The sequence below is a fragment of the Burkholderia sp. MSMB1498 genome, assembly GCF_001526245.1.
GTDB classification, from domain to species: domain Bacteria; phylum Pseudomonadota; class Gammaproteobacteria; order Burkholderiales; family Burkholderiaceae; genus Burkholderia; species Burkholderia savannae.
In genome coordinates, this window is the sequence record NZ_LOYJ01000072.1 from 90,019 (window position 1) to 104,810 (window position 14,792).

Sequence of the window (14,792 nt, forward strand, 5' to 3'; positions counted from 1 at the left end):
CGAACACACGCCCGATGTCCAATCCGTCCGCTACCTCCACTCGCATGAGCGCACCCGAGCTGCGCGCGACCGCGTCGCTCGCGGCGATCTTCGCGCTGCGCATGCTCGGTCTGTTCATGATCATGCCGGTGTTCTCCGTCTACGCGAAGACGATCCCGGGCGGCGACAACGTCGTGCTCGTCGGCATCGCGCTCGGCGCTTACGGCGTCACGCAATCGCTGCTTTACATTTTTTACGGCTGGGCGTCGGACAAGTTCGGGCGCAAGCCGGTGATCGCCGCGGGCCTGCTGATCTTCGCGCTCGGCAGCTTCGTCGCGGCGTTCGCGCACGACATCACGTGGATCATCGTCGGCCGGGTCATCCAGGGAATGGGGGCGGTATCGTCGGCGGTGCTCGCGTTCATCGCGGATCTGACGTCCGAGCACAACCGAACGAAGGCGATGGCGATGGTGGGCGGCTCGATCGGCATGTCGTTCGCGGTCGCGATCGTCGGCGCGCCGATCGTGTTCCACTGGGTCGGAATGAGCGGGCTCTTCGCGATCGTCGGCGCGCTGTCGATCGCGGCGATCGGCGTCGTGCTTTGGGTCGTGCCGGACGCGCCGCGGCCCGTGCACGTGCCGGCTCCGTTCGCCGAAGTGCTGCACAACGTCGAGCTGCTGCGCCTGAACTTCGGCGTGCTCGTGCTGCACGCGACGCAGACCGCGCTCTTTCTCGTCGTGCCGCGCCTTCTCGTCGACGGCGGGCTGCCCGTCGCGTCGCACTGGCAGGTCTATCTGCCGGTGATGGGGCTCGCGTTCGTGATGATGGTGCCGGCCATCATCGTCGCGGAAAAACAGGGAAAGATGAAGCCCGTGCTATTGGGCGGAATTGCGGCTATCCTGATCGGCCAACTGTTGCTCGGCATGGCAACGCATACGATATTGATTGTCGCGGCAATCCTGTTCGTCTACTTCCTGGGCTTCAACATTCTGGAGGCGTCGCAGCCGTCGCTCGTGTCGAAGCTCGCGCCGGGTTCGCGCAAGGGCGCGGCCACGGGCGTGTATAACACGACGCAGTCGATCGGGCTCGCGTTGGGCGGCGTGGTCGGCGGCGTGCTGCTGAAGCACGGCGGCGCGGACACGGTGTTTTTCGCGTGCTCGGCGCTCGTAGCCGTGTGGCTTATAATCGCGGCCGGCATGAAACAGCCGCCGCGCAAAGCCTGACACGCGAACGCCCTTCGAAGCGCACGGCGTGTTGCCGCTCCGGCACACGCCGGCCGATGAAGCCGTGAACGGTTTTGCCGCGCTGTTTGGCATCGAATCAACTGGAGAAACACATGGCATCCGTCAACAAGGTCATTCTCGTCGGCAATCTCGGCGCCGATCCCGAAGTGCGTTATCTGCCGAGCGGCGACGCGGTGGCGAACATCCGCCTCGCGACGACCGATCGCTACAAGGACAAGGCGTCCGGCGAATTCAAGGAAATGACCGAATGGCACCGCGTCGCGTTCTTCGGCCGCCTTGCCGAGATCGTCAGCGAGTATCTGAAGAAGGGCTCGTCGGTGTACATCGAGGGCCGCATCCGCACGCGCAAGTGGCAAGGCCAGGACGGCCAGGACCGTTACTCGACCGAAATCGTCGCGGACCAGATGCAGATGCTCGGCGGCCGCGGCGGTTCGGGCGGCGGCGGTGACGAAGGCGGCTACGGCGGCGGTGGTTACGGCGGCGGCCGCGATACGGAGCGCAGCGGTGGCGGTGGTCGCGCGTCGGGCGGCGGCGCGGCGGGCGCGCGCAACGGCGGCGGTGGCGGTGGCGCGAGCCGCCCCAGCGCGCCGGCGGGCGGCGGTTTCGACGAGATGGATGACGACATTCCGTTCTGAGACGCCCCGACCGTCTCTCTTCGAAGCGGTAGCCAGAAAGCTCGCAGCCCTCGTGGTTGCGGGCTTTTTTGTTGGCAGTGCGTCGCGGCGCGGGCTAGCCGCCGGCCACGGCCGGCAGGATGGTGATCGTATCCCCGTCCCTCAGACGAGCAGAAAGGCCGCCGTTGAAGCGGATGTCGTCGTCGTTGACATAGATGTTGACGAAGCGATGCAGTTGATCGCCCTGCATCAGTCGTCGTTGTAGGCCCGGGTAGTTCCGCTCGAGGTGGGCGATGGCTTCGATGACGGTCTGGCCGTGCGCTTCGACGTATTTCTGATCGCGCGTCAGCGAGCGCATGATGGTCGGAATCTGAATCGTAATAGTCATGGCGGGCAAGAAAAGGGAATCGGTTGGGCGGGAAGCGGGGGCGTCGGCAACACGGCGAGGTTGCCGACCGATGCCTTCCGCAGTTGTTTCGGCCGCGCGAACGCTCTGCATGTGCCTTCGCGCGCGCCCCGGCCGCAATGCGTCGGCGTCGCGCGCCGGATTCGTCTGCATCGCAACGGTTGCGTCGACGCCCGACGCGCTCAATATGACGGCAGCGACGGATCGATCAGGCGGACCCAGGCGAGCACGCCTCCGTCGAGATTGCTGACGTCCGTGAAACCGGCGCGCCGCATCGCCTGCACGACTTCTTGCGAGCGGGCGCCGCCTTTGCAGTAGATGACGGTTCGCCGAGATTTGTCGAGCGTCGTCATGCCGCCGGCGAGCATCTGCTGTTTCGGGACGAGCCGCGCGCCCGGAATGCGAACGAGATCCCACTCGTTCGGCTCGCGCACGTCGATGAGCTCGAGCGGCGCGCCGGCGTCCAGCAAGCGCTTGAGTTCCGCAACGTCGACGCCGGGCGCGATCGTCTCCCCGTTCGGCGGCTGCCGCACGGCGGGATTGCAGAAGTGCCGATAATCGGCGAGCGCGGTGATCGGCTGGCGCCCGGGCGCACGCCGCAGCGGCAGGAACCGGCAGCGCATCTCCAGCGCGTCGTAGACCGCAAGCCGGCCGAGCAGCGAATCACCCGCACCCGTGATGAGCTTGACGGTTTCGGTCGCCATGATCGACGCGATCGATGCGCACAGCACGCCGAGCACGCCGCCTTCCGAGCACGACGGCGCCAGTTCCGGCGGCGGCGGCTCGGGATACAGATCGCGGTAATTGACGCCGGTGCCGCCCGGCGCCGCTTCCCAGAACACCGACGCCTGCCCCTCGAAGCGATAGATCGATCCCCAGACATACGGCCTGTCGGCCAGGACGCAGGCGTCGTTGACCAGGTAGCGGGTCGCGAAATTGTCGGTGCCGTCGACGACGATGTCGTATTGCCGGAACAACGGCACGGCGTTGTCGTTGTCGAGCCGTTCGTCGTGAGCGCGCACGTCGACATGCGGATTCAGATCGAGAATCGCGTCGCGTGCGCTGTCGGTCTTCAAACGGCCGACCGTCGACATTCGGTGGATGACTTGCCGCTGCAAATTGGAGATATCCACGCGATCGAAATCGACGATGCCGAGCGTACCGACGCCCGCCGCCGCGAGATAGAGCAGCACGGGCGAGCCGAGCCCGCCCGCGCCCACGACGAGCACCCGGCTTCCCTTGAGGCGCTGCTGACCTTGCAGGCCGATCTCGGGAAGCAGGATGTGCCGGCTGTAGCGGGACAATTCCTCGCGGGATAACGGCGGGCGTCTCGTGACGAGCGGGGGCAGTTTCATGGGGCGTGGTCCGATTGCGATTGAAGGCGGTGGGGGGCGCGATGAGCGAGCCGATTCGCTGCCGGTCGACGCGGCCGAGCCTCGACTTCCGATCGCGGTTCACCTCGCGCGTGTGCGAGAAGATGGCGCCTGCGGCCGGATGCCGTGGCTCGGCGTTCGTGCCGAGCGCTTCCCGGATGACTGCTTCGGGGCGACGCTTTCCCGAACGGCAGTTTTCGGCGTCGACGTCGAAGCGTTTGATCCGCGCGCCGGTCGCTGCCCGATCGAATCCCGGTGCCGCAGGCGGACGACGATGAAGCGGCGGAAGGCGCGGACGACGCGGATGCGCGCATCGCGCTGCGTCCCGCCGGGCTCGAGCCGCGTTCGAAGAAGACGGCGGCGATCACGCACGGGGCCGCCACGTCGCGCGCCCGCGATCGCTCCGGACGGGCGAGCTGCCGAGAACCGCGAATGCGGAGGTTCGACGAGCGCATGGGATCGGCGATCGCGATGTCGATGGCGGCGTCCTAGTTTTCCCGCTTCAGAAACCAGTCGCTTTGCGACAACGCCGAATCCCCCATGCCGATTTCCATGTACGCCTTGCCGCTTCGGCGGCCGATCTGCAGGCAGGGAAACGGGTATTTCCCGAGCGGGTTGTTCGTATAGAAAAACGGGATTCGGCTGCGATGCGGCTTCAATATGTCGGGCCCGCACACCACGTCGTCGTAGTGATCGAATGCGAATCGCGGGTGCCCGATATCGAAGTCGTCAATGCAGATCACGCCGCGATCGATCAGCTCCAGCTCTTGCCCGAGCGGCCAGTCGTCGTACCAGTGCGCGTCGAGATAGACGAAGGGGCGCTGATATTTCGGCAGATGGCGGCGGAGAAATTCGCGGGAATCCGCATGTGTGGCGGTGACGTTTGCCTGCGCGCGCAACCGGACTTGCGCGAACTTCGCGTTGTCGGGATCGATGTCGCAGGTCAAGACGGGCAGGTCTGGGTAAGCGTGGCTGAGATAGGCCGTTGTGTCGCCGCGGAAGCTGCCGGTTTCCAGTATGGCGTCGCATCGATGGAAGCGAATGAGGTAATCGGCCTGGAGCGCCACGGTGATGTCGAAGCCGAACGGCCCTCCGCCGTCGCTCAGATGATCTCCGCCCGTTCGCTCGACTTTGTAGAAATTGCTGTAGACGTTGGATGCGTTCATGGTGGCAGCCGAAGCAGTGAGTGGATCGATGGGGACTAGCGAGAGAAGAGCCAGGTTCGTTCGTTGATCTGCGTGCGTACCGGATAGCCGGCATCCGAGAAGATCGATCCGATTTCGGACTCGGTGTAGCTTTCCCAGTGCGGCGAGGTGGCGGCCATGTACGCGTTGTCGATGAAGCAGGGGCGGGGCCCGGTGCGCGCGTCGTTCAGGAATCGATTGATGACGAGCATCTTGTCGACGTGCTCGAACGTGTTCCGGGCCCGCTCGAGCAGCATCCGGACTTCGTCGGGCGGAAGATAGTGGAGCGTTTCGCGGAATATCGCCATGTCGACCGCGGGCAGCGGCGCACGGCGATCGTCCTCGCGGGCTGCTCGCCGCAATTCGAACGGATGGCATTGCACGCGCTCGCCGACGCGCATCAGCGACGCGACGCGCCGCGCGACGCTCAGGACGTCGGGCCGATCGAGCAGCACGACGCGGCAGCGCTCGGAAAATTGCGCGAGCGCCATGCCGAATACCCCCGCGCCGCTCGCGAAGTAGGCGACGTGGCTGTCGGGACGCACCTGGCCTCGAGCAACGAGGTCGCTCCAATCCTGCATCGCGAGTCTCGCTTCGTCCGGCCAGGACACCAGGCTCTTTCTCGCATAATGAACCCACTCGGGCTGAAAGGCCGCAGACGTGACGTCGATCGCGGGCGCGTCGTCCCGCAATGCCGAATCGAGGTTGCGCAGCGCTTGGAGCCACTTGTCGTAGATGGCCGCGCAATAGCCCGTCCCGTCCGGATGCAGGAACGTCGCGGCTTCTTCGCTCGCGCTATAGCGCGTGTCCGAATCCCGTTCGACGAGCCCGATCAGGACCTGCGAGTCGAGCAGCACGCTGGCCGCGCGCCGCGATAGCCCGAGCTTCCGCGCGATCGCCTCCGCCGGCGCCGGCGCGCGCGTGAGCGCCGAATACAAGCCGACGCGCAAGGCGGCGAAGAATGCATGAGGCAGGATGCTTTGCGCAAAGATGATTTCCAGGGAGTTCGGGCTCATGGTATGGGTCGATGGAGTGGCGAACCGGATTGCCTGCCAGGCTGATCCGTCAGCCGGCCATCTCGCGGCCGCCGGCGTCAGGTTTGAGGAACGCAGCGGGATATAGCCGCTGATACGCGTTTTCGGCGTCGCGCTCGGTCATCTCGAGAACCTTGCGCGAGTTCGGAATGAAGTAGATCGCGACCGCCGACACGATGCAGATGCCCGCGATCGATCCGAGCGCCGCGTCGATTCCCGCGCGTTGCGTGGCGAACGTGACGAAAGCGATTCCGGGCGTGATCGAAAGAGAGACGAGAAACGATGCGGTGGCGAACATGCGGGTGCGATAGTGCTTCGGCGTGGCCACCGCGCGCAGTCCGCCGATATTGACGAAGATCGTCATCATGAACATCCCGCCGATGAACAATGCGCCGCTCATGACGACGGGCTGACGCGTGACGGTGAACGAAAAGATCATCGCGGCGAGCGCGGCCATCGACAGAAACACGGCATGCTGCTTGCCGACGGCCCGGTTGAGCCACATCACCACGCGCATGCCTCCGACGAACATGCCGGCGCAAAAAATGCCGTCGAAGATGCCGAGCATGCTGGCGGGGAAGTTGAGCACCTGAATGACCAGGTAAGGAAGCGCGACCAGAAAAAACGCGGGGAGCGCGAAGTTCGCCATGCACGTCATGACGCAAAAATAGAAGTCGACCTTCACTTGATAGAAGGTGCGGAGGCCGGCGGCGGTCTTGCGCGCCCATGACGAGAGAAACGACATCGCGCCGGGCTGCTCGGCGCGATTGTCGTCGTCGATTCGAAGCGGAACGAAGATCAAGCAGGAGGCGCCGGCGAATGCCGCCGAGGCGAGCAGGGTTCCGGCCGCGCCGAAGACCGACACCATTGCGCCCGCCATGAGCGGGCCCAGCAGCTTCGTTCCGCTTGCGAGCGCGCCCCGTTGCGCCATGACTCGCGTGACCTGCCCCGCCGGCGCGATGGACGCGATCGCAACGTTGGTCAACGGTTCGATCGCGCCGACGAACAGCGACAGGACGATCGACAAGAGCATCGCGAGCGGGAAATGATACGGACCGAATCCGGCCCACGCCGCGAGGATCGCAATCGTCGCGCCCTGAAGGCACACGGCCGATCGCAGCACCTTCATCGGATTCCACATGTCGCCGAGGGCGCCCACGCCGAGCGTCGACGTGGTCTGGGCGAAGGTCATCGCGGCGAGCAGGCTGCCGAATTCGACCACCGAGCCGTTGATCTTCAGCACCCACCATGCGAACGCGTAACGGAACGCGTCGCTGGCGAGCCCGACGCAGACGAGGCCGATCTGGAGCCGCGTCACGTTGACCGAGATCGATTCGATCTTCAGGATCTTCAGGATTCGATTGGCGTTCATGCCGAGGCGCGCGAACGGTCGGCGCGTTCGATGTCGTTTACGTCCGGGCGCCCGTCGAGATCGAGTTGACGGTGCTCGGGCCGATCGTGCGCGCCGGGCCGCTTCATGACCAGTTTGGCGCGCAACAGGCGGATCTCGTGACCGGCGTTGACGGGGAGAACCGCGCAGCGCAGCCATGCCGGGTAGCAGACGTATGCGCCGGGCCGCGCGACGAATTCGAACGGCCGGCCATACGGCAGGCCGGGAACGAAGACGCTGGCGCAGCCCGCGCGGGGGTCGCGGATCATCAAGGTGCCCGAATAATTCGCCGGTGGCGCGGCCTCGTCGCTCGACACGTCGAGCACGACGATGACGATGTGCGTCGCGTCGGGCATGTCGTCGCACAGCGCTTCGAGGTGTCCTGCGGACCAGGTCTCGATCCGCGGCTCGCGGAGTTCGGCGTCGCCGAGCGCCCGCGCTTGCGGCGCGTCCGCGACGATCGGGCCGATCGCGTCCTCGAGACGCAGGATGCCGGCCGGATCGGCGGCGCGCTTTTGGGCGGCGGCCAGCGCATCCGGCGGCATCGTTCCCGACAGGATGTAGGTGGGCCATTCGAGTATCAGGTCGATCATCGGCTCATCCTCGGCATCAGGTAGATGTTGAACGGCACGCAGATGCGCTCGCCGGCCTCGTAGTGAGGATGCACCCAGTGCTCGAGCCAGCTCGGGAACAGCAGCAGCGATCCGCCGACCGGGCGGATCGTCCGGATGCTGCGCGCGGTCACGGGCGCGGCATGGCGAGGGTCGATGAATTCGATCGCGCCGTCTCGCGCGGCGGATGCGCAGCCGGCCGGGGTGCGAACGTAATACACGCCGGACCAGACCGAGCTGTGGTGGATGTGATGGTTGTGGTGATGCCCCGCGCGATTGATGACGCTCCACCCTTCCAGGATGACGTCGAAGTCGTCGGTGGTGATGCCGGACAGCCGGTTCATCTGGCGCATCGCGGTGGTGATGCGCTCGACGAGGAACGTCCTGTCGGCGTCGTCGTGACCGAAGAAGTCCGCCGCGGATTGCCATGCGTCGGCGTTGCTGGCCTTCGCGCTCGGCTCGGTCGACGCGCGCTTCGAGATCGCGTCGGCGAGCCGCGCGTTGATCTCGGCCGCGTCGTCGAGCACCTGCCGGTAAATGAACACGGGCCAGCACTGCCACAGTGACGGAGCAATTTCACGAAACAAGATCGCCTCTCCTGGGGAATCGTTCATTGGATCGGGCAAGGAGCGACGCGATTTCGGCGCCGGCCGGCAGCAATGAATCGTGCGGCAGCGCGCGCAGAATGCCGACGCAGCCGTCCAGATAAGTGAGCAGGTCGCGGACGCGCCGTTGCGACGGCGCATCGGCCTGCCTCGCGTACCAATGCGCGAGCGTCGCGGCGACGTGCGCCGCGCCGATGACTTCCGTCGGATTGCGATTGGCGGTTCCGGAAGGCAGGACGAAGACTTCCCGGTAGTCGATTCGATGAAACGGCATCAGTTCCTCGAGGAAGTACATCCAGTTATGGCAATGCTCGTGGATGATCTGCTCGCAGAGTTCTCGTGGCGTGGCGAATGCGGCGTCGGAGAGGAACACGCGTTGCGGTGTCGCGTAGCACGAGCACCCGATCACGTCGCTGCTGTCGAGCCGGTGGTATTTCACCGGGAACAGGATCAGCCGCTGCCATTCGGGCGCCGCTTCGACGATGCTCGCGCGCGCCGATCGCACCTGCTGCAATTGCAGGGCGGAGAGCGGGAGCAACGGGAGATCGCAACCGATGCCGGCGGCGCCTCGAAGCTTCAGGGCTTGATCGGGATCGAGCCAGTCGGCGTCGATGGCGGGACCGACGATGTCGTCGCCCAGGATTTTTCGCACCCGGCCGATCAGCGTCAGCAGCAGGTCCGATTTGAACGGCTCGTCGAGGAAAGGGAGTCCGTGAAAAATCTCGTCGATTTTTTTCATGTCAACTTGCCCAGGGCTCGTCATGGAGGAAGTTCTCCAGGTCCCGCGACTTGACCCGGTAGCGCTGCGGATCGCCGAGCGCGCGAAGGAGCGCGCTTCGGTCGACGCCCTGTTGCGCGGCCGAATCGATCAGCGTCTCCCAGGTCCGCTCGCCGAACCATCGTTCGCGCAGATCGCCGATGATTCGCGCTGCCTGTTCATCGGACAAAATTTCGCGGGCGACCAGGTGGCGCGCACCTTCGCGCAAATGAACCAGCGGCTCCGAAATCGGCGCGTACGGAGGGCGAGGCGAGTGAAGCATCATCACTTCGTCATCCGGAAGATCGGGATCGTCGACGAAGCGCTGCGCTACCGAGCCATACGGCGTCATGCCGTACCGTTGCAATTCCGCGGCGCGTATGGCTCCCATCGAGGACAGCCCGAAGACGCGCACGCCGGCGTCGAGCATTTCCAGAATCTCCCAATGGGCGACGGACGGCACGTCTCCAAAGCGGCCGTCGATCAATGCGACGGCCGCGCCGCGCGAAAGCGTGCCGCCCAACGCGCGGATGTCGCCGCGCGCGGCCGGTCCGTGAATCACCAGATCCGGGCGGACCAGGAGCCGATTTGGCAAGCCGAACGCGGTGGGGCCGACGAACACGTGGCAGATCACGGCCGCCCTCCCGTCGAGCGAATGTAATCCAGCAGGCGCCGCCCCACCTTGCCGGTGGCGCGGGAGAAGTGCTCCATTTGCGGAATGACGACGCGCACCACCTGGAGAGGATCGTCCGGCTGCGTGAAACGATGGCGCAGGACCCGCGCAAAGCCGGCCGAGCGGATCTCGTCGATCAGCCGCGCGACGGCGTGCTCGGGCGAGCGCTTGCGGATGTCCTGTTCCGTGACCTCGATGCCGCTCGAATACGCGTCGAGGATGTGTTCGATCTCGGCTTTGCTGGCGTCGTACGTCTTGCTTTCCGATGGCGCGAGACGTTCGTCGAGATCGTCGCGGCCGCCGTGGATCACCGTCAGGCGGCTTTGAACCGCTTCCAGCAGGGCGGCGCGAGCGGCCGACTGGAAATCCGAGTGGCACGCCGTCCCGCCGTTCACGTACGACAAGCTGGCGCCCTCCGTGGCCGCCACGACGGCGTCGACGAAAAAGAGGCCCATGTCGTACCGGGAGCGCATCTTGAGCGTCAGTCCCGCCGCGTCGATCCGTTGCGCAAGCTCGGCCGCGTCCCCGGCCAGCAGGCGCAGCGGCGTCGCGCGGGAGCGGGGCGAGACGGTGTCGAACGACTGCTGATGCCGTTCGACCACCTCGCAGATCGCGTGCAAGGTTGCTTGTTCGATCGTCGTTCCGCACGCCATCCCGCAACTGGTGGCCCGCAGGAAGTTCGCTCCGTACGGGGGCGGGCACGGCATGAACACGCACTCCATCGGCACGAATACGTCGCCCGCGCCCGAGAGGTTTTCGAGCGGCACCCAGCCGATGGGTTGCGTGCGCTTCAACGTCGCGCCCAGTTCCGGGCAAAAGTCGAGTATCGAAATGCCGTGCTCGGCCTGCATGGCGGCCGAGGACGCAAAATGCGCGGTCTCGGCCGGTATCCGCTCCGCATGCCAATACTCGATCGCCTCCATGATCGCGCTGATCCTGGCCGCTTCGCGCGTCATGCCTTTGCCGGCATTGACGGCGAGCGTCAGCGACAGCGGGCGAATGGCCGAATACACCGGCACGCCGATGACGTCCATCCGCGTGATATCCGTCACCCGCGTGATTCCGCAGCGTTCGAGATAGGGTTGCGTCAATGCCAGCGTTTCGGCCAGGTCATGTGACGACGGCGGCATGAACGACTGATTCGAAGATGAGGATGTCTCGAAATAGACCGGATGTTCTTGCATCACACTGCCTGTATGAAAAGCAAATGTGGCATGTCAGTCATGCGCAATAAAGATGGAAATCATTGAGGCGATAAATGAATCGATAATCGCCCGACAGTAAATGCTGCACTGCGGGGCGACTTGAATCATTTAGGGGTGATTCGTCGAGACGAAAGGATCAGTTCTTGAAGACCTTTTTCGATTCGATCGTTTCGTCGATGGTGCTGCGACTGACGATTTCCTCGACCCTGGCGCCGTCCTCGCTCTGGATCGGCCGGGACAGGCGGACGGAAACCTCGGCGCGGATCTGGAAGTTGTTTTGCACGGCGGCGCTGTGAAATTGCGCCGTTTCGCGCAGGCCGTCGCGGAACAGATCGACGAGACGTTCGATGTCGCCGTCGTTCAGATCGATGCGTTCGATTTGAGCACGTTCCTCGTCGGTCGTGCGGCGCGTGATGTTTTCATACGGGAAAGGTCCAGCGACGATACTCATATATTGCTCCTCAATGGATAGATCAACATAAGAAGACATCAGTCAGCATGAAGTCGGATTGCCGCCATGGAGTTTTTGTAAATAATCAAAAAAATTGATTATACGGTTTGACAAATATCCAAGGCCTGGGAAGGCTAGCATGTTAAATAAACAAACAGCAAGCTAATTTAAAGGTTCCTGTCTAAGATGACAGGTTATTGATTCGGCGCATGAATTGAATCGAAAGACGTGGCCCTAATTCACGGTAATGGCGAGTTGCACGAAAACCGCGATGTTCGGAGGGCGGCGTGCCGTGTGAAATCGGTTCGACGGCGCTTCGGCGGCGTGCATGGATCGCACGCGTGCGGCCTTGCGCGATACGCGGCGTGAAACGATCGGCCGGTTAGTGAGGACGGGTGGTCCGGCTGGCGCCGCGCGTGCTCGCATGCGGCATTCGGAATATTCCGCGTTTGTCGAGATTGTCGCGTTTATTGCGTTGATCTCGTTGATCGACGCGCATCGGGAACGAGAGATCCTCGGATTTGTGCGGCGCGCAACCGGCGACGGCCGAACGTTCAACAGGATGTCGCCGAGTTACGCGGTGCGCGCGGCGCCGCGCCGGGCACAGGCGCGCCGAGCGCATGTTCGATTCAAGTGTCGGCGATGGCCAAGGTTGCCCGTCTGCATTGAACGTTCGCGAATGAGTTTGCTGCGGTCGTCGCGCGATCGATGGCGGCCCGCCGACGGCATGCGGGACGTTTCCGGTTCGGATGATGTCGGAGCCGTCGAGATGCCGGCTTCGCGCATGCGGCGGCGGACGATTTCGGCGTACGCGTTCGGGCGGCAACGCATCGCGTGCCGGTCACGCTCAGGTGTGCTGGCTGTCGTTCGCTTCGTCGAACGCGCCCGTTTCTAAATCGTTCTTGAAGTGCTGGAGCCAGTCGCTCGCGTCGCCGAGCGGATATTCCTTCGTCACGTGCGTCGAGCGTCGGGTGATCGTGACGAAGCCCATCTGGCCGAAGTTTTCGTCGCTCTTCGGGTCCGTCGTGTCCGTTTCGCGAAGCGCGAAATCGCTTCCCGACAGGCCGCGGCCGTGCAGCGCCGCGAGATAGTCCTTGTGTTCGTTCGGTTCGATCAGTCGCATGGTCGTTCTCCCGTGCGTTCGATGTTCAATGAGCGCGCCGCGCGTTTCGCCGCGCCGACGCGATCGGCGTCGCGCGCCTCACGCGCGGCGGGGCCGACGATCGACCTACGTCGTCTCGCGTGGCGGGGCGTCGTGCGGGGCGGCTTCGTGGCGCGGGAAGGGGCGTCACCGACGCAGGCCCTTCATGTTTTCCGCTTCCATGGCCGCTCGCCATTCCTCGTTTGCCTCGATGGGGTCCATCTCGTCTTCCACCGACGACATCGCGCGTTCGGCGACCGCTCGCGTCTCGTCCGACAGGAAATCCGCCGCGCCGGCATCTTCCTCCGGCGGCAGCATCATGTCGCGAATCATCGCCTGCAGTTCAGGCGTGTCCCACGGTAAGCCGCGCTGAGTTCGAATCTTGATGTAATGCCTTACTTCAGCGTTCTGCTCGGGCGTCAACGGCAAGCCGCGGAAGGTGCTTTCAGGGTCGGGAGGAATCATGGTGTGTTCTCCGGCTTTGGCGCCTTTAGTTTAGCGCTGTGGGACGGCCGGAGGGGATAGCGGAAGTTGATCCATGCGGAGATTCGCGCCTGTTCGGCCGTCGGTCGGCATGCGCACCGGTGTGTCGTCACGCGCCGTTCGTCGTTCGCGTCTTGCCTTCGTCGCCGGCTTTCGGATGCACGTACGGCAATTCATGGGGAATCCCTTGGCGCAGGAAATTGCTGATCGCCTGGTTGATCCGCCTCTCGGAGGCCAGGTTGTCGGCCATCGGAAAATGCAGCCCCTTGACCATGTCGAACCGGTGGATGTCGATGGCCGCATTCATCACCGCGCCGAAGGCGGCGGCCGATTCCACCGCCGCGCGGTAGCCGAGGCACGCCATCGCGACGAACCCGAAGGGCACCAGAAGCCAGTATCCGTGACGCAACAGGAATCCGAACGACACGAGTGCGCAGACGACGAACGTGGGCACGAGACGAACGGAAACGTCGAGCTGGTTGCGGGCGCTATCGACGAGGCGGCCCAGCCCCTCGCCGATGTGCGGGTAGAGCCTCGGCCAGACGGTCACGGCGTCGAGCCCGTAGCGGCTGGTCGCGAGATCCTCGGCCGCTCGGAGCGCGTTGCCGAGGCTCGTCGGAAGCAGCCGGTCTTCGGCGGGGTAGTACTTGAGCAGCCGGCGCGCCGCCGAGTCGACTTCCGATTTCCGGCTCGGTGTCGGCGGCTGTTCGATGTTTTGCACGATGGCGACCAGCGCGTCTCTTTTCTTCTTCTGCCGATTCAAGAAGAACTTCCCGAGGCGGCTGGATGACGCCAGTTTTCCCCAATAGCCCTCGAGCACCCGCACCAGCGCTTCCTGCAACGGCATGGTGAGGAGGGACAATACGAGCACGGCGAATATCAGCCCGAGCGATTGGGTCAGGTCCAGTTCTCGTATCGCCTTCGCAAAACTCGCCCATGACGGGGACGCCGCAGGCGCGCCCGACGCATTCAGTCCCACGATCAACACGGCCACCGACAGGATCGGCAGGAACGCGACGAGGAAGAACCTGGCGCCCAGCTCCTTGAATCCCGCTTCGAACAGCGCGTCGAACTTCATGCCGGGGACCCCGCCGCGACTTCCATTTCACGGGGCGAATGGCCGTTCTGACACTTGGGCGGCGGCACGCCGTCGAGTGGAATGATGTCCACCTGGCGATGACATTCCGGACATTCGTATGTCCGCAGCACGAATCGGGCGACGCCCGGCAGCGATCCTTGTCCGGCGCCGCCGAAACTGGTCAAGAGAAGCTGAAAGTCGCCGGAACGTTTCGCCTGCGCCATCGATTTCTTCGTCACCAACGCCGAGATCGATTCGAATTTGGGATTGGCTCGGTGGATATAAAGTTTTACGACGAATTCAGGATGGGCGTCCAGGTAGCCGCTTATCCAGTCGAAAGTCGCGGTGACGTCGGTTTTAACCGGAATCCCGATGCGAGCCGATACGGGCTCCACCGTCTCGGCCTGAATGGCGTCGAATATTTGCCTGAACGCTTTCATCGCACTCTCCAGCCTCGCGGCATCTCGCTTCGGCGCCGGCGTCCGGTTCAGTCGGCCGGTTGCGCCTGTCGGGGCACGCTCGAAATCGAGCGCGTGCGGCCTCGCGCGAAGCCACATGCGCCGA

The 14,792-nt window shown here is 64.4% G+C and carries 17 protein-coding genes; 2 read left to right on the forward strand and 15 right to left on the reverse strand.

Going from position 1 to position 14,792, the window contains the following annotated elements:
• Nucleotides 1-14 precede the first annotated feature (14 nt).
• Together WS91_RS16325 and WS91_RS16330 are read left to right on the forward strand one after the other, a co-directional pair.
• The gene (locus tag WS91_RS16325; RefSeq protein WP_038744436.1) at nt 15-1,202 is read left to right on the forward strand and encodes an MFS transporter; all 1,188 of its coding nucleotides are present in this window, start codon (nt 15-17) and stop codon (nt 1,200-1,202) included.
• Between the two features lie 113 nt (nt 1,203-1,315).
• Nucleotides 1,316-1,858 (forward strand): single-stranded DNA-binding protein, encoded by a 543-nt coding sequence (locus tag WS91_RS16330; RefSeq protein ID WP_059670605.1) that lies wholly within the window; start codon nt 1,316-1,318, stop codon nt 1,856-1,858.
• 94 nt (nt 1,859-1,952) lie between these two features.
• Here WS91_RS16330 and WS91_RS37765 read toward each other — a convergent pair whose 3' ends face one another.
• The 15 genes from WS91_RS37765 to WS91_RS16410 form a co-directional block, all read right to left on the reverse strand.
• Nucleotides 1,953-2,396 (reverse strand): MoaD family protein, encoded by a 444-nt coding sequence (locus tag WS91_RS37765; RefSeq protein WP_269434498.1) that lies wholly within the window; start codon nt 2,394-2,396, stop codon nt 1,953-1,955.
• Between the two features lie 29 nt (nt 2,397-2,425).
• Entirely contained in the window at nt 2,426-3,598 is a 1,173-nt protein-coding gene (gene moeB / locus WS91_RS16340; protein ID WP_059575831.1) for a molybdopterin-synthase adenylyltransferase MoeB, read from the reverse strand.
• A gap of 506 nt (nt 3,599-4,104) precedes the next feature.
• Complete coding sequence (locus WS91_RS16350) at nt 4,105-4,782, reverse strand: hypothetical protein (protein ID WP_052145004.1); 678 nt, start codon at nt 4,780-4,782, stop codon at nt 4,105-4,107.
• 35 nt (nt 4,783-4,817) lie between these two features.
• A complete protein-coding gene (locus tag WS91_RS16355) occupies nt 4,818-5,816 on the reverse strand; it encodes a methyltransferase (protein WP_038744432.1) in 999 nt (332 codons plus the stop codon).
• A gap of 49 nt (nt 5,817-5,865) precedes the next feature.
• Nucleotides 5,866-7,206, reverse strand: coding sequence for an MFS transporter (locus WS91_RS16360; protein WP_059575835.1), 1,341 nt, complete (start codon nt 7,204-7,206; stop codon nt 5,866-5,868).
• Nucleotides 7,203-7,817, reverse strand: coding sequence for a hypothetical protein (locus tag WS91_RS37370; protein ID WP_059670607.1), 615 nt, complete (start codon nt 7,815-7,817; stop codon nt 7,203-7,205). Before WS91_RS37370 ends, WS91_RS16360 begins: the two co-directional genes overlap by 4 nt.
• Nucleotides 7,814-8,422 carry a TIGR02466 family protein gene (locus tag WS91_RS16370; protein ID WP_161788635.1) on the reverse strand — a complete coding sequence of 203 codons (609 nt, stop codon included), beginning with the start codon at nt 8,420-8,422 and terminating at the stop codon, nt 7,814-7,816. Before WS91_RS16370 ends, WS91_RS37370 begins: the two co-directional genes overlap by 4 nt.
• Entirely contained in the window at nt 8,412-9,179 is a 768-nt protein-coding gene (locus tag WS91_RS36870; protein ID WP_038744429.1) for an aKG-HExxH-type peptide beta-hydroxylase, read from the reverse strand. The genes WS91_RS16370 and WS91_RS36870 overlap by 11 nt, the downstream gene beginning before the upstream one ends.
• Before the next feature lies 1 nt (nt 9,180).
• Nucleotides 9,181-9,831 carry a TfuA-like protein gene (locus WS91_RS16380; protein WP_059575837.1) on the reverse strand — a complete coding sequence of 217 codons (651 nt, stop codon included), beginning with the start codon at nt 9,829-9,831 and terminating at the stop codon, nt 9,181-9,183.
• Nucleotides 9,828-11,054, reverse strand: a complete 1,227-nt coding sequence (locus tag WS91_RS16385) for a YcaO-like family protein (protein ID WP_059670608.1) — start codon at nt 11,052-11,054, stop codon at nt 9,828-9,830. Before WS91_RS16385 ends, WS91_RS16380 begins: the two co-directional genes overlap by 4 nt.
• Before the next feature lie 157 nt (nt 11,055-11,211).
• Nucleotides 11,212-11,526, reverse strand: a complete 315-nt coding sequence (locus WS91_RS16390) for a hypothetical protein (protein WP_038744427.1) — start codon at nt 11,524-11,526, stop codon at nt 11,212-11,214.
• An 847-nt stretch (nt 11,527-12,373) separates the two neighbouring features.
• Nucleotides 12,374-12,649: a hypothetical protein gene (locus WS91_RS16395; protein ID WP_038744426.1), complete on the reverse strand. Its 276-nt coding sequence runs from the start codon at nt 12,647-12,649 to the stop codon at nt 12,374-12,376.
• Nucleotides 12,650-12,814: 165 nt separating this feature from the next.
• On the reverse strand, nt 12,815-13,132 hold the full coding sequence (locus WS91_RS16400; RefSeq protein WP_038744425.1) for a hypothetical protein: 318 nt from the start codon (nt 13,130-13,132) through the stop codon (nt 12,815-12,817).
• 127 nt (nt 13,133-13,259) lie between these two features.
• A complete protein-coding gene (locus WS91_RS16405; protein ID WP_038744424.1) occupies nt 13,260-14,228 on the reverse strand; it encodes a hypothetical protein in 969 nt (322 codons plus the stop codon).
• Nucleotides 14,225-14,668 carry a hypothetical protein gene (locus WS91_RS16410; protein WP_038744423.1) on the reverse strand — a complete coding sequence of 148 codons (444 nt, stop codon included), beginning with the start codon at nt 14,666-14,668 and terminating at the stop codon, nt 14,225-14,227. The genes WS91_RS16405 and WS91_RS16410 overlap by 4 nt, the downstream gene beginning before the upstream one ends.
• Nucleotides 14,669-14,792 lie beyond the last annotated feature (124 nt).

Coding starts and splice junctions, on each gene's coding strand:
- WS91_RS16325 (WP_038744436.1), top strand. CDS start 15: ATGTCCAATCCGTCCGCTACCTCCACTCGCATGAGCGCACCCGAGCTG.
- WS91_RS37370 (WP_059670607.1), bottom strand. CDS start 7,817: ATGATCGACCTGATACTCGAATGGCCCACCTACATCCTGTCGGGAACG.
- WS91_RS16405 (WP_038744424.1), bottom strand. CDS start 14,228: ATGAAGTTCGACGCGCTGTTCGAAGCGGGATTCAAGGAGCTGGGCGCC.
- WS91_RS16350 (WP_052145004.1), bottom strand. CDS start 4,782: ATGAACGCATCCAACGTCTACAGCAATTTCTACAAAGTCGAGCGAACG.
- WS91_RS37765 (WP_269434498.1), bottom strand. CDS start 2,396: ATGCAGACGAATCCGGCGCGCGACGCCGACGCATTGCGGCCGGGGCGC.
- WS91_RS16355 (WP_038744432.1), bottom strand. CDS start 5,816: ATGAGCCCGAACTCCCTGGAAATCATCTTTGCGCAAAGCATCCTGCCT.
- WS91_RS36870 (WP_038744429.1), bottom strand. CDS start 9,179: ATGAAAAAAATCGACGAGATTTTTCACGGACTCCCTTTCCTCGACGAG.
- WS91_RS16330 (WP_059670605.1), top strand. CDS start 1,316: ATGGCATCCGTCAACAAGGTCATTCTCGTCGGCAATCTCGGCGCCGAT.
- WS91_RS16410 (WP_038744423.1), bottom strand. CDS start 14,668: ATGAAAGCGTTCAGGCAAATATTCGACGCCATTCAGGCCGAGACGGTG.
- WS91_RS16360 (WP_059575835.1), bottom strand. CDS start 7,206: ATGAACGCCAATCGAATCCTGAAGATCCTGAAGATCGAATCGATCTCG.
- WS91_RS16400 (WP_038744425.1), bottom strand. CDS start 13,132: ATGATTCCTCCCGACCCTGAAAGCACCTTCCGCGGCTTGCCGTTGACG.
- WS91_RS16390 (WP_038744427.1), bottom strand. CDS start 11,526: ATGAGTATCGTCGCTGGACCTTTCCCGTATGAAAACATCACGCGCCGC.
- WS91_RS16385 (WP_059670608.1), bottom strand. CDS start 11,054: ATGCAAGAACATCCGGTCTATTTCGAGACATCCTCATCTTCGAATCAG.
- WS91_RS16395 (WP_038744426.1), bottom strand. CDS start 12,649: ATGCGACTGATCGAACCGAACGAACACAAGGACTATCTCGCGGCGCTG.
- moeB (WP_059575831.1), bottom strand. CDS start 3,598: ATGAAACTGCCCCCGCTCGTCACGAGACGCCCGCCGTTATCCCGCGAG.